A 13,175-nucleotide genomic window follows, 5' to 3' on the forward strand; every position below is an offset into this window, starting at 1 on the left:
TAAGAGGTTGAAAATATGATTGATAATGAAAATAAATATATCATGGCACTAGACGAGGGAACAACAAGCGTAAGGTGCATAATTTATGACAAGGTAGGTAAGCCTTTAAGCGTTGCACAGTCTGAATTTGAACAAATTTTCCCAAAACCTGGCTGGGTTGAGCAAGATGCGATGGAAATCTGGGCTAAGCAGATTGCTGTTGCTAGTGATGCTCTATTAAGGGCAAATTTAAATTTTAAGAACATATCGGCGATAGGAATAACTAACCAGCGTGAAACGACTATCGTGTGGGATAAGAATACGGGTGAACCTATTTACAATGCTATTGTGTGGCAGTGCAGGAGAACTTCAGAATATGCTGATGAGCTAATTTCTGGCGGTTATATGGAGATGATTCAAAGAAAAACCGGACTGATAATAGATGCTTATTTCAGTGCAACCAAGCTTAAATGGATTCTTGAAAATGTCAAAGGTGCAAGACAAAGAGCTGAAAGAGGAGATCTTTTATTTGGTACGGTAGAAACTTGGCTAATTTGGAAGATGACCGGTGGAAAGGTTCACATAACAGATTATTCAAATGCAGCTAGGACGATGATGTTTAATATTCACACTTTAGACTGGGATGATGAAATCCTTGAGCTTTTAAATATACCAAGGATAATGCTTCCAAAACCTGTTCCAAGCTCGGGAATTGTCGGAAATAGTGTGAAGGAAATTTTTGGAGGAGAGATTCCAATAGCTGGAATGGCTGGAGATCAGCAGGCCGCACTTTTTGGAGAAACCTGTTTTAAGATTGGAGAATGTAAGAGCACATTTGGGACCGGAAATTTTCTTCTTCTTAATACCGGAGAGAAACCTCTAATATCTAAGAATGGACTTTTGACAACAATTGCTTGGGGTATAAATGACAAGGTATATTACGCACTTGAAGGGTCTGTCTTTGTATGCGGTGCGGCAGTTCAATGGCTTCGTGACGGTCTTGATTTTATGAAAGCTTCTCCAGAATCGGAGGAAATGGCAATGAGTGTTAATTCATGTGGCGGAGTATATGTTGTTCCTGCCTTTGCGGGACTTGGAGCACCTTACTGGGAAGCAGATGCAAGAGGAGCAATATTTGGCATTACAAGGGGAACTACAAAAAATCATATTACAAGGGCAACCCTAGAGAGCCTTGCATATCAGAATCAAGATTTAATTTCTGCAATGTCAGCAGATTTGGGAATTTCTATTGAGGAACTTAAGGTAGATGGAGGAGCATCTGAGAATGATTTTCTTATGCAATTTCAAGCTGACATATCTAGAATGAATATTATCAGGCATAAACAGACGGAATCGACATCACTTGGAGCGGCATATTTAGCAGGTCTTGCAACGGGTTATTATGAAAGCATGGAAGAGATAATTAAGAATAGTGAAATCGATAAAATCTTTTCACCATATATGAGCATGGAGGATAGGGACGAACGATTAAAAGGCTGGCATGATGCGGTGGACGCAACTATAAGGCTTGCAAAGAAGTCATAGAATGATGATTTAATAATTCGTCACAATTTACGAGCTAAATTATTGCAAATTATAAGCTGTATTATTACAAACCATATTATCACAAACCATATCATCGCAAGCCATATTATTTCAAATAGTAATATTATTAGTCATATTGTTTCATTAGTCATCTTGCCTTATTAGTCATATTGCTTATAAATCGTATTGTGATGCCATAGAAAATAGGTGCTTTTTATATTTTTCAAGGACGCCTTGAGAGCCACCGATAACTTTTATAGTATCACCGAGGCTGAGCAAATTATAATATAATCCATCTGTATCACGGCTTATTATTGTGAAGGTTCCAGCTTCTCCAGGAAGCGGATTTACATTAGTAAGTCCCATCTTGTCATATAATACATTTGCATCAGCACCGCTTTTCCTATTTATCCTTACCTTTACTAATACGGTCTTTTCGCCGTGGAAATTATTGGTATTATTTTCATGAAAATTTTTAATTTGCTCCGTTAAATCTCCAGATGGGGTATTAGATGGCGGTATCCTGTCGGTTTTCAATATATCAATATTATACATATGGTCCAATCTATATGTTTTAAGCTTAGAATCACCTGTATAATTTTCAACATAACCAATTAGATATAAAAATTTATCACTAATTTTAATGCTATATGGGCTCATCAATCTTGCAGGCTTTGAATCCTTTTTTATTCTCTTAAAATCGTCCAGCTTTGAATAATTAAATCTAATCTTCTTTTTATCATAAATTGAATATAGAACTAGGCTCAAATTATCTCTAAAACTACTTATCTTTGAATAATTCTTTTCTGACGGAGAGAGGTTTGCACTAGCAATTTCTCTTTCTTTTTTACTCGTCATATTCATTAGAGTACTGGAAATTTTTTTAATGTCACTATATTCAAGGAAGCTCTCCTGTGATATTACATCTATCAAAATTTTTATTTGCCATGCCTTGAAATAGTTGTTTTCAAAACTTCCATAGACACCACGACCAAGTTGCTTATTAGGATATTTTGCCATTATTAGGCCCGCAGCAGAAAGAGCTTTCAAATCATCTGTAACAGAACCTTTTGCGACAGATATATTGTATTTATCTTCAAGTAGCAATATGATGTCATCTCTTGTCATCGCAGTATTCTCATCAATTTCTTTTAAAATTTTATATATTAATAATAATCTGTCTTTGCTTTGAACCGAATTCTTTTCCAATTTATCCACTTTATTCACTCCTGAAATTAAAAAAATTTTAATCTATAAAATAAATTTATCCCATTATATTTTTTAATTATAACACATTTTAGTGCAAAATTTTGAACTAATGCCAATAGAGCTTGTGATAATATCGGGCTGTAATAAAGAATAGATTTGATTAGTTGAGAGGAGATGGGTAAAATGAGTCGTAAGGTTATGGAAAATTTAAAGATTTTTTTAATAACAATAGGAGTTATGGTTTTGGTTGGCGGGGCTGATTCTATCGGAGATTTGATTTTTTAAGCTCTTTATTATCTGAAATTTCAATTTTTCCAATCAATATTACTCCATATATATTTTAAAGGTGGTTGAATTAGATGAATATACTTGTTGTAAGCGATACGCATGGGCAGATACAAAAAGCGGTTACTATGTACGAGAGATTAGGACAGGGAATTGATATAGATTTGATAATTCACTGCGGGGATCATAAGAAAGATGCAGTATTGATGTCTAAACTCTGTAATAAGGAAGTCATATCGGTAGCAGGGAATAATGATGGAAAGCCGGATGGGGAAATTGATTTGGTTAAAACGCCTGCCGGATTAATTCTTGTGACACATGGTCATACAGAAAATGTATCGCCTGATAATTACGATGAATTAATCAAATTGGCAAAACTCTACGAAGCTAAATGCGTATGTTTTGGACATACTCATGTTCCATTGTACAAAGAAATTGACGAAATAATTTTGCTAAATCCCGGAAGCATAAGCAGACCTCGTGACGGTTCAGAAGGAAGCGTAGCTTTTATCACTGCTGATAAAGAGTTTAATGCTTCGATTATTCCTTATATGCCATAAAACATAAAGATAAAGCAAAAGAATATGCAAAAGAATATAATAAAAACAAAGAGTATATAATAACTAAGTAAAAATATGAAGTAAAGCCACGAAATAAAAATATGAAATAAAGCAATGAAATCATCAACGCACATTTTGGCTGCCGGATATATAACAATGGCAGCATCTTTAAAAATGAATATGAGGTTGGACGAAACATTTGTCGTATTAGCTATGTCATCAGCAGGCTCAATATTACCTGATATTGATAAGAAAGGCTCAAAGATAAGTGAAAAGAACTTAGTAGCGGGAATTAGCGGTAGCTTATTAAGAATATTTACCTCTCACAGGGGTTTTACTCATACAATTGTAGGAGCAGGATTGATTAGCATCTTGATTACCTTAGCTATAAATCTGCTGCCGCTTAATCTAGATAATAATATTAATTCTATTATTGGAATGAGCTTATTTTTTGGTATGCTGTCACATATAATTCTTGACTCCTTAAATCCGAAAGGTGTCATGCTTATTTGGCCATTATCAAGGAAAAGATTTAATCTTATGAATATTAAGACAGGAAGTATTAGCGAATTTATTTTTAGAATGATACTTTGTTTTGGCTTGATAATTTTTGCAATATATTTTCTAATGGAGAAAGGAATGTTTAATTTATAAATATGGATATACATAAAATACTTACCCTATGTGATCATACCTTGCTAAAACCTGACGCAAGATGGGAAGATATAAAGGAGCTGGCTGATGAAGGCATTTATTATAATACCGCATCTATTTGCCTGCCGCCATGCTATGTTAGAAAAGCTAAGGAATATGTAGCAGATAGAATTAAGATAACTACTGTAATAGGGTTTCCCCACGGAAATCAGACAAAAGATACAAAGGTTTATGAAGCTAAAAAAGCGATTGAAGAAGGTGCTGATGAGATAGATATGGTAATAAATATCGGTGCTTTAAAGTCAGGGGATACAGATTATGTGCTTGATGAGATAAAAGAGGTTAGAAAAGCAAGCGAGGGTCATATTCTTAAAGTTATAATTGAAACCTCCCTCCTAAATGATGAAGGAAAGCTGATTATGGCTGACATTGTTTCAAAATCAGGTGCTGACTATATAAAAACTTCGACCGGTTTTACTGGAGGCGGGGCAAGGGTAGAGGATATAAAATTAATCAAAGAAAATATTTCTGACGAGCTTAAAATAAAAGCCTCAGGTGGGATAAAGAGTATAGAGGACGCTGAAAAGCTTTTGGAAGCAGGAGCTTCTAGGCTTGGTACAAGCAAGATAGTTAAAATATGCAAAGCTAATGACAAGAGGTGATCATGATGAATGAAATTAAATGCCCCAATTGCGGAACCACTTTTAAAGTAGATGAGAATAGCTATGCTGATATAGCTAGGCAGGTTAGAGATGAGATTTTTAATAGAGAAATAAATGAAAGGCTCGCACTGTATGATAAGGAAAAGGAGTCTGCAATAGCTTTAACAAAAGCCAATATTGAGAAGAAAAATGAAATGGAGCTCAGCAGGATAAGAGAAGACAATCTAAATGAAATAAAAAAGAGGGAAGATGTAATAAATTCACTAAGCTCAAAAATCGATAAATTTGAAAGCGAAATCAAAATAAAAGAAATTGAAGCAGAAAATGAAATGCAGTCCATGAAATCCGATTACGAAAGGAGATTAAAGGATAAGGAAGAAGAGGTAGAGAGATATAAGGATTTAAAAATAAGGCAGTCTACAAAAATGGTAGGTGAGACCCTCGAACAGCACTGCGAGATAGAGTTTAATAAAATAAGAGCAGCTGCCTTCCCTAATTCATATTTTGAAAAGGATAATGAAGTAATAGGTGGAACAAAGGGAGATTATATTTATAAAGAGTTTGACGATGCTGGAAATGAAATTCTTTCGATAATGTTTGAGATGAAAAATCAGATGGAGCAGACGAGAGCTACTCAAAAACATAAAAATGAGGACTTTTTTAAAAAACTAGATGATGACAGAATTAAAAAGAATTGCGAATATGCGGTTCTGGTTTCTCTACTTGAAGAAGAAAATGATTTTTACAATGATGGGATTGCAGATGTTTCATATAGGTATCCGAAGATGTATGTAATAAGACCGCAATTTTTTATTCCACTCATTTCAATTCTAAGAAATGCTTCTGCTAAGGCTCTTGACTATAAGAGGGAGCTTGAACTGCTCAAGACTCAAAATATTGATATAACAAATTTTGAAAATGATTTAAATGAGTTTAAAGAGAAATTCGGTTATAATTACAGGCTCGCAAGTGACAAATTTAATAAGGCGATTGAGGAAATAGATAAGACGATAAAGATGCTTGAAAAAACCAAGGCTAATCTGCTTGGTTCAGAAAATAACCTAAGGCTTGCTAATAACAAAGCTGAAGAATTGAGCATTAAAAAATTGACGAGATCAAATCCCACGATGAAGGCGAGATTTGAGGAGCTTAAAGATAAGTAAGATAAAATGAAATAATATTTTTAGGGAAAAAGTTATTAAAAGATATTATAGTTTGTTGCCTATTTCAGCTCGTGATTGCTTAAAAAAGCTAAAAAATCTCAGAAGTTTAAGTTAAAAAATCCTTTGAGTAAATGTTAAAATAAAAATCCCCTAAAGCGAAAATAAAAACAAAAAATTCCATAAGGAAATTTGAAATAAAAAACCCTTGAAGCCTTGGAAAATCCAATACTTACAAGGGTTATATATCTTGGTACCGCATCCGGGAATCGAACCCGAGATTCAGCCGTGAGAGGGCTGCGTCTTAACCTCTTGACCAATGCGGCATATTAAACTGATTAAATATGCGATAGTTATATTACAAAAAAAGCCAATAAAAGTCAAGGGATTTATGAAAAATCAAGAAACATTTTCGATCATTCTGGATTAAATAAAATTTTAAAATAAATAAAACAAATATAAATTATAAGTAGAGTAACAAGGATGGCAATTTATAGAACAATTGTATATAATATAGACATAATAAATTAGATAATTCGATTTTAAAGTGAGAGGAGAGTATGATGTTGGATAAAAAAGTTGCTAATCTTATAAATGAACAGATTAACGCAGAGCTTTACTCTGCATATCTCTATCTGGATTTTGCTAATTACTATCACGATGAGGGGCTTGATGGCTTTGCTAATTGGTATGATATTCAGGCACATGAGGAGCTTGACCATGCAATGCTTATGAGGACTTATCTTTTTAATAATGGTTATAGGGTAACTTTTGACGCAATTGACAAGCCTGATAAGAAGTGTAATAAGGCAAGCGATGCACTAAAATTCAGTTTAGAGCACGAGGAATATGTTACAAGCCTGATCAATAAGATTTATAAGGCTGCTGCTGAAGTTGATGATTATCGCACAATGCAATTCTTTGACTGGTTCGTAAAGGAGCAGGGCGAAGAAGAAAAAAATGCAGATGATATGATAAAGAAGTATGAGCTATATGGAAAGGATCCAAAAGGTCTTTACGAGCTAAATAAGGAATTGCTCGGTAGGGTATATACAGCTCCGTCATTGACAATCTAGTGTTTTCATTAAAATATAAAAAATTAAACTCATTATATAATCATTAAAAAGTCAAAAATAAACGATGGCATAGTTTAAAGCCATCGTTTTTCTATACCATATTTATAATTTGAATTTTTTATAATATGTCTATATGTTCTCCTGCTAATGCCTTGTTCATGCTCCTAACTGCACAGAACTTACCGCACATAGAGCAGGTATCGCTATGATCTTCTTCCGGCAACCTGTCATCACGGATACTCTTTGCGGTCTTAGGGTCTAGAGCACAAGCATATTGAGCATCCCAGTCAAGATTTCTTCTTGCATCAGCCATTTTGTCATCAATTTCTCTTGCCTTTGGTATTCCTTTTGCGATGTCAGCAGCATGAGCTGCAATTTTAGATGCAATTATACCATTTTTTACATCTTCGAGATTTGGAAGTGCCAGATGTTCAGCAGGAGTTACATAGCAAAGGAAGGCTGCACCATTCATAGCGGCAACAGCTCCGCCTATAGCTGAGGTGATATGGTCATAACCAGGTGCGATGTCAGTAACTATAGGTCCAAGGACATAGAATGGAGCTTCCATACATATACCTTGCTGTATTTTCATATTTGCTGCAACTTGATCGAGTGGCACATGACCAGGCCCCTCTACCATTACCTGAACATTGTGATCCCAAGCTCTCTTTGTCAGTTCTCCAAGTCTTACCAATTCTTCTATTTGGCATACATCTGAGGCATCCGCAAGGCAGCCCGGCCTGCAAGCATCACCAAGAGAAATTGTAACATCGTGCTCCTCGCAGATGTCAAGAATTTCGTCATAATATTCATAGAATGGATTTTCTTCACCTGTCATACTCATCCATGCAAATACTAAGGAGCCACCTCTGCTCACAATGTTCATCTTACGCTTGTGTTTTTTTATCTGCTCAATTGTTTTTCTGGTTAAACCACAGTGAAGCGTAACAAAGTCCACGCCATTTTCTGCATGAAGTCTTATTACATCTAAGAAATCCTGAGCTGTCAGCGTATCTAAATCTCTCTGATAGTGTATTACGCTGTCATATACAGGAACAGTACCTATCATAGCTGGGCATTCGCTAGTTAGCTTTTTTCTAAAAGGCTCTGTGTCGCCGTGACTTGAAAGGTCCATTATTGCTTCTGCTCCAAGGTCTACAGCTTTCATAACCTTTTGCATTTCAATATCATAATCTTTGCAGTCACGAGAAATGCCTAGATTAACATTAATCTTGGTTCTTAACATACTGCCAATACCCTCTGGACTTATGCACTTATGAGATTTGTTACAAGGTATTGCAATTTTTCCCTCGGATACGAGTTTAAGAATTTCGCTGGCAGAAAGGTGCTCCTTTGAAGCAACAATCTCCATTTCCTTTGTCACTATTCCCTTGCGAGCAGCGTCCATCTGCGTTGTGTAAATTTGTTTCATTAATAAGTACCTCCTTACGGTCCTTTAGCTTACATTTTTTAGCATAAATATTTAGATTCCATATAAAGCTATATGAGAAAGCTATAGATTTTTTTTAGCGTATTGAAGGTGGTGCTCCCAATCAAACGCTTAAAATAAAAGATAGATTAAAGATAGTGCAATAAAAAAGCAAGGTGCCATTATCTCACCTTGCAAAATATTTAAATACATAATATACGGTATTTCAAGGCAATTCCTACGCTGGCATTATCCATATCAGGTTAGTGGGTCTAGGATATAATTTATCCTATCTCAGCAAAATTTAGCACCCCATGCACTTGCATTTTTATTAAATTATCTATTTGCACAATCTAGCACAAAATCAATCAGTTGTCAATGATGTGTATCATTGTTGTATCAATAAGACAACCCAGTATTGGGATCCAAGTATTCATTTAACCTAAAATCATATGCTTCACGAGCCACTTTTTCGTTAGGAAATTCTGGATTCTTAATTCCTATTTCATTTGCAAGCCAGATAGTAAAATCAGGATTGAGAATTAACAATGGACCAATTAAATATGTTGACATAAAGTTTTTATATCTAATTCCCTCAGCATTGGTTTCATCGTTAAATGCTACACCTCTAATGGTATTAAATAAGGGCTCATATTCATTATCATAGTAACTTTTTGTAAATTGACTTTTATAACCTACAATTTTTGTGTCACAAAATTCTCCGACATAAAGTGAATTGTATCTTTTTAGCAAATCTCGCCTTGCATGGTGATGAAAAATATCAAGGCATTTTATTATTTCACCCTCTGAATCTATGATTTTTGATCCGAATAATTCAAGAGAATTACCAGTTAAAAGCATATGCTGTCCCGCTTCAATAGCATCAATAATATCTTTTTTATATTTGAAAAGCTCGTTCAGCATGATTAACTGTGCTTTTTCTGTCATAGTTCCCCTGTAGACAAGGTTAACATCATTTGATTTGATAAACCTAGGGGTGCTTCCGATATTGGTCTCAATAATCTCACAATTATCAGAACATTTGGATAGAATTTTTATATTTGCAATATCACCATATAGAGTACTAAGCTCAGGATATAATAATTCTATTTTCATTAACGCACCTCCAAATTATTTTCCTTTTCTTTTAATATAGACAATATTTTTTCCCTTACAGCAGGTGCGGGGGTCAATGGATCAGTGCCATAAAGAAGATATATATTGTCACCTTCAAAAAATTGCAGTTCATCAACTCCGTCTAATGGATTTTCAACACAGGCTATACAAGATTCATCAATTCCTGCATCCAAAAGCCTCAACTTATAATCATATCTTCTGTCATGGCATACAACAATTTTTTTTATTCGTTCATCCGCCAACAATTCAAAATCACAATCATATAACCAACATGTGTTTTCAGACCAGCTTTTAGCATCTGCAAAATTATTGCAGTAGATAAGAATCTCTTTATCACCATCTTGTTGTGATATATACTCCAAAACTCTTGAAACAGCGTACGCATTTCTGTCTTTACAAAGCATAGATTGAAAAAATATATTGCCTATAAGAATTTTATCAAGTCTGGATTTTACTATTTCTATACTTGATAATGCGTCGCTTATGTTTTGGAAATTATAACCAAGCTCATGTAAAAGTGTAATAACAGATAATTCATTATAAAGATTAAAAACACCCTCATTCAACATGTTAAAACTTTGACTTTCATCACCATAAGAAACTTTGAAAGTTTTTGTATCAAAATCATAATTGCTTCCAGTGTAATCATATTTTGGAGATTTATAATCACAAGATGTGCAGTGAGCCTTACCTATATTGCTATACCTATTATATTCATAAGTTAGCTTTGAATGACATATTGGACAAATTTGCATATCATCTATCAGGTTTGTACATTTAGTCTTATCTTTCGGAAGAGAATCTATTCCATAATAAATTCGAGGGTTGACAGGTGATAAATTTGATGAAATTAGGTCATCAGCATTTAATATCAATTTCGTTTCTTTTGGCATATATCGCTCAAGAATATAAGAAATGAATTCTGGATGACCATTTCGCATAATTGAATCACGAGAAAGATTTGTAACCAAAAGAATATCAAGATTAATATGTGGAAATATTAATCTTGCCGACCGCTCATCGAGCTCCAGCACAGCGGTGTCGTGTTTAAGTAGTCCAAATATTGATATATTATTTATAAAGGATGTAGAAATACCAGTTACTGTATTAGAGCCTTCACTGTTATTTAACACATTATTGCCCAACTTATTAAGTGCATCACGCAAAAGATTAGAACAGGTTGTTTTACCATTTGTACCGGTAACACCAATAATTAAATTGGGTTTTGGTATATATTGAAGAAAATTCGGACATATTTTTAGTGCTAATGCTCCAGGGAAATCAGTTCCATTATGCCCCGTTATCTTTAGAATTGGCTTTGATAACTTTGCTAAAAACAAGGCAAAGAAGTATCTAAGGTTTTTCATTAAAGTGCTCCTTAATTTATAAAAACAATACTATTAGGTATTATTTATATTTAAAGCTTGGCACAAGCTTCTTTATAGTAGGCATTATACCGATTCCGTTAGGTGTCTGACCTGGAAGCTGCCAAAAATCATGTGCACAGTAGGTATTACCTTCAATAATAGCAGGGCCATTAGGCGTGATAGCCACATCCCAACCAACATATCTGATTTGAGGTATTACCAAAGAAGCTTTAAGTATCATTTTTTTAGCTTCGCTAAACATAGGAGTAACAAAGCCAACAAGCGGTTCATGTGAATTAGGATGTTCTGAATAGAGCCCTTCAGCTTTTGTGTCGCCCGAATGTGCAGGATATAAAAATTCACCAGTATTAATATCAACAGGGCCGTGCACGCCGTAATTATCAACAACTCTTCCGTTTACTCCAAATTTTTGAACAGCATATATCAAATTAGGATTTCCATCATCATCTATTAAAGTTATCATACGCATAGTATTTACCGAGCCAGAGTATACCTTTTCTAAATCTGGATGGTTTTCTATCACATCTTCAAGTGTACCAAAACCTTTGTCAGTGACATATTTGTAAAAATCTTCAAAATTTTTAAAATTAGAAGTTTTAATTTTTTCACAACCAATTCCACATTCTAAATCGTTCATTTTGCAAAAAATTTGGTTCCTAGAATTAAAGAAATCTTCAACTTGATTTTTTGTAGCAACTTCAAGACTTATAAATTCTCTTCCTATGTAATCTTTGAATATATCATTAAATTCATCCTTATTATCAAAATAATGAGCATAGGATTCATCGTTTACCTGAGATATTAATTTTTTGCTTCGAAATCTTGTCAAATAAGTATCTCTTTGTTTGTCATTCAAATTCCAAAATTGAAAAATAACATAATCATAATATCCAGCATCATATTTAATTTTAGATTTCACCATATCAGTAAAACAATATAATTTGCTATTACCAGATAATCTATGAGCTTCATTTATACAGTTAATAAATTTTTTAATACTTGCATTTTTTAATACTTTTGCATGATAAATTAATTTTTTTTCTTTCATTTTTTTACTTCACTCTCCAATATTTATATATGTGTGTATAGTAACATAATTTTAAAAATTAATAAACATAAATACTAACATATATAAAGCATTCTAAAATTAAAAACAAACAGATTTATTCTTGGATACTTGCCTAAAAAGAATTAAATTGTTATACTACCGTGGACGATTTATATTTATCCATCATAGCAATTTGCATGACAGGACTTTTATATAGTTTTATATAGATCGTTCAAATCTATATTTTATTTCAATAAGGGATTCCCATATCTATCGCAGGGTTCCCGTGGCTCATCGCTGTATCCGACAAAGGAACGGCAGAAGGAGGATTAAAAATGAAAAATAAGTTAACAAACCCAAAGTATTTAGCACAGCTTGCACTTCTCATAGCAATTGAGATTGTTATGAAGCTAGTAGGGCTTGGAAGTGTACCGGTAGGACCACTCTATATGTCCTTTCTTACCTTGCCAATAGCAATCGGTGCGATTTTAATGGGACCTACTGCAGGAGGAATACTTGGAGGAGTATTTGGAATTGTCAGCTTTAAAGATGCAATTACAGGTGCCTCTGTAATGACAGGAACATTTTTCCAATTTGCACCGGTTAAGACATTTGTACTCTGCGTTATAATGAGAATACTCATGGGTATCTGCGTTGGTCTTATATTCAAGGCTCTTGATAAATCACTCAAGGGAAATACCGCCTCATATGTTATCGGATCTCTGAGTGCACCTATTCTTAACACCATATTCTTCATGGGATTCATAGTGCTTGCGTTTTACAAGACCGATTACATTCAGAATCTTGTTGCAAATCTAGGAGTGCATAATCCACTCTCATTTGTAATTGCATTGGTTGGAGTTCAGGGCTTAACTGAAGCAGTTGTCTGCTGTATTTTAGGAACAATTATCACTAAGGCTTTAGCAAAGGCTTTAGGTGAAAGCATAAAAACAGAATAATATATGTAAAAACGGAATATTATATAAATAATAAGTATTTAGGATAAAATAACACATATAATAAAACATATAAAATAAAAAAGG

12 protein-coding genes, 1 tRNA gene and 1 riboswitch are annotated in these 13,175 nt (G+C 34.0%); of the genes, 7 read left to right on the plus strand and 6 right to left on the minus strand.

The genetic code is table 11. The features are described 5' to 3' along the window. Window positions 1-15 precede the first annotated feature (15 nt). Window positions 16-1,524 (plus strand): glycerol kinase GlpK, encoded by a 1,509-nt coding sequence (gene glpK, locus BQ5371_RS04855; RefSeq protein ID WP_071132785.1) that lies wholly within the window; start codon window positions 16-18, stop codon window positions 1,522-1,524. Window positions 1,525-1,698: 174 nt separating this feature from the next. Here the strand turns inward: glpK and BQ5371_RS04860 are convergent, their stop codons facing one another. Further along, on the minus strand, window positions 1,699-2,742 hold the full coding sequence (locus tag BQ5371_RS04860) for a helix-turn-helix transcriptional regulator (protein WP_071132786.1): 1,044 nt from the start codon (window positions 2,740-2,742) through the stop codon (window positions 1,699-1,701). A 350-nt stretch (window positions 2,743-3,092) separates the two neighbouring features. Here BQ5371_RS04860 and BQ5371_RS04865 point away from each other — a divergent pair, with 350 nt between their 5' ends. The 4 genes from BQ5371_RS04865 (at window position 3,093) to BQ5371_RS04880 (ending at window position 6,057) form a co-directional block, all read left to right on the plus strand. Continuing rightward, on the plus strand, window positions 3,093-3,578 hold the full coding sequence (locus BQ5371_RS04865; protein WP_071132787.1) for a metallophosphoesterase family protein: 486 nt from the start codon (window positions 3,093-3,095) through the stop codon (window positions 3,576-3,578). A 114-nt stretch (window positions 3,579-3,692) separates the two neighbouring features. After that, a complete protein-coding gene (locus BQ5371_RS04870; protein WP_071132788.1) occupies window positions 3,693-4,232 on the plus strand; it encodes a metal-dependent hydrolase in 540 nt (179 codons plus the stop codon). Window positions 4,233-4,234: 2 nt separating this feature from the next. Next, on the plus strand, window positions 4,235-4,894 hold the full coding sequence (deoC, locus tag BQ5371_RS04875; protein WP_071132789.1) for a deoxyribose-phosphate aldolase: 660 nt from the start codon (window positions 4,235-4,237) through the stop codon (window positions 4,892-4,894). 5 nt (window positions 4,895-4,899) lie between these two features. Next, on the plus strand, window positions 4,900-6,057 hold the full coding sequence (locus BQ5371_RS04880; protein ID WP_071133132.1) for a DUF2130 domain-containing protein: 1,158 nt from the start codon (window positions 4,900-4,902) through the stop codon (window positions 6,055-6,057). 248 nt (window positions 6,058-6,305) lie between these two features. Here BQ5371_RS04880 and BQ5371_RS04885 read toward each other — a convergent pair. Beyond that, window positions 6,306-6,380, minus strand: a tRNA-Glu gene (locus tag BQ5371_RS04885). A 237-nt stretch (window positions 6,381-6,617) separates the two neighbouring features. Between BQ5371_RS04885 and BQ5371_RS04890 the strand changes: the two genes are divergently transcribed. Continuing rightward, complete coding sequence (locus tag BQ5371_RS04890; RefSeq protein WP_071132790.1) at window positions 6,618-7,130, plus strand: ferritin; 513 nt, start codon at window positions 6,618-6,620, stop codon at window positions 7,128-7,130. 118 nt (window positions 7,131-7,248) lie between these two features. Here BQ5371_RS04890 and thiC read toward each other — a convergent pair whose 3' ends face one another. The 4 genes from thiC to BQ5371_RS04910 form a co-directional block, all read right to left on the minus strand. Next, entirely contained in the window at window positions 7,249-8,562 is a 1,314-nt protein-coding gene (gene thiC, locus BQ5371_RS04895) for a phosphomethylpyrimidine synthase ThiC (protein ID WP_071132791.1), read from the minus strand. A 214-nt stretch (window positions 8,563-8,776) separates the two neighbouring features. Beyond that, window positions 8,777-8,884: riboswitch (TPP riboswitch) on the minus strand. Window positions 8,885-8,958: 74 nt separating this feature from the next. Next, complete coding sequence (locus tag BQ5371_RS04900) at window positions 8,959-9,675, minus strand: hypothetical protein (RefSeq protein WP_071132792.1); 717 nt, start codon at window positions 9,673-9,675, stop codon at window positions 8,959-8,961. Further along, on the minus strand, window positions 9,675-11,063 hold the full coding sequence (locus BQ5371_RS04905) for a Mur ligase family protein (RefSeq protein WP_071132793.1): 1,389 nt from the start codon (window positions 11,061-11,063) through the stop codon (window positions 9,675-9,677). Before BQ5371_RS04905 ends, BQ5371_RS04900 begins: the two co-directional genes overlap by 1 nt. A gap of 40 nt (window positions 11,064-11,103) precedes the next feature. Further along, window positions 11,104-12,132: a sugar-transfer associated ATP-grasp domain-containing protein gene (locus BQ5371_RS04910; protein ID WP_071132794.1), complete on the minus strand. Its 1,029-nt coding sequence runs from the start codon at window positions 12,130-12,132 to the stop codon at window positions 11,104-11,106. 335 nt (window positions 12,133-12,467) lie between these two features. Between BQ5371_RS04910 and BQ5371_RS04915 the strand changes: the two genes are divergently transcribed. Further along, complete coding sequence (locus BQ5371_RS04915; RefSeq protein ID WP_071132795.1) at window positions 12,468-13,091, plus strand: ECF transporter S component; 624 nt, start codon at window positions 12,468-12,470, stop codon at window positions 13,089-13,091. Window positions 13,092-13,175 lie beyond the last annotated feature (84 nt).

Origin of the sequence: Alterileibacterium massiliense (assembly GCF_900104645.1) — a bacterium.
Lineage (GTDB): Bacteria > Bacillota > Clostridia > Peptostreptococcales > Anaerovoracaceae > Alterileibacterium > Alterileibacterium massiliense.

Excerpts from the sequence above, each read along its gene's own strand:
- glpK (WP_071132785.1), top strand. The coding sequence starts at position 16 with ATGATTGATAATGAAAATAAATATATCATGGCACTAGACGAGGGAACA.
- BQ5371_RS04865 (WP_071132787.1), top strand. The coding sequence starts at position 3,093 with ATGAATATACTTGTTGTAAGCGATACGCATGGGCAGATACAAAAAGCG.
- BQ5371_RS04870 (WP_071132788.1), top strand. The coding sequence starts at position 3,693 with ATGAAATCATCAACGCACATTTTGGCTGCCGGATATATAACAATGGCA.
- deoC (WP_071132789.1), top strand. The coding sequence starts at position 4,235 with ATGGATATACATAAAATACTTACCCTATGTGATCATACCTTGCTAAAA.
- BQ5371_RS04880 (WP_071133132.1), top strand. The coding sequence starts at position 4,900 with ATGAATGAAATTAAATGCCCCAATTGCGGAACCACTTTTAAAGTAGAT.
- BQ5371_RS04890 (WP_071132790.1), top strand. The coding sequence starts at position 6,618 with ATGTTGGATAAAAAAGTTGCTAATCTTATAAATGAACAGATTAACGCA.
- thiC (WP_071132791.1), bottom strand. The coding sequence starts at position 8,562 with ATGAAACAAATTTACACAACGCAGATGGACGCTGCTCGCAAGGGAATA.
- BQ5371_RS04900 (WP_071132792.1), bottom strand. The coding sequence starts at position 9,675 with ATGAAAATAGAATTATTATATCCTGAGCTTAGTACTCTATATGGTGAT.
- BQ5371_RS04905 (WP_071132793.1), bottom strand. The coding sequence starts at position 11,063 with ATGAAAAACCTTAGATACTTCTTTGCCTTGTTTTTAGCAAAGTTATCA.
- BQ5371_RS04910 (WP_071132794.1), bottom strand. The coding sequence starts at position 12,132 with ATGAAAGAAAAAAAATTAATTTATCATGCAAAAGTATTAAAAAATGCA.
- BQ5371_RS04915 (WP_071132795.1), top strand. The coding sequence starts at position 12,468 with ATGAAAAATAAGTTAACAAACCCAAAGTATTTAGCACAGCTTGCACTT.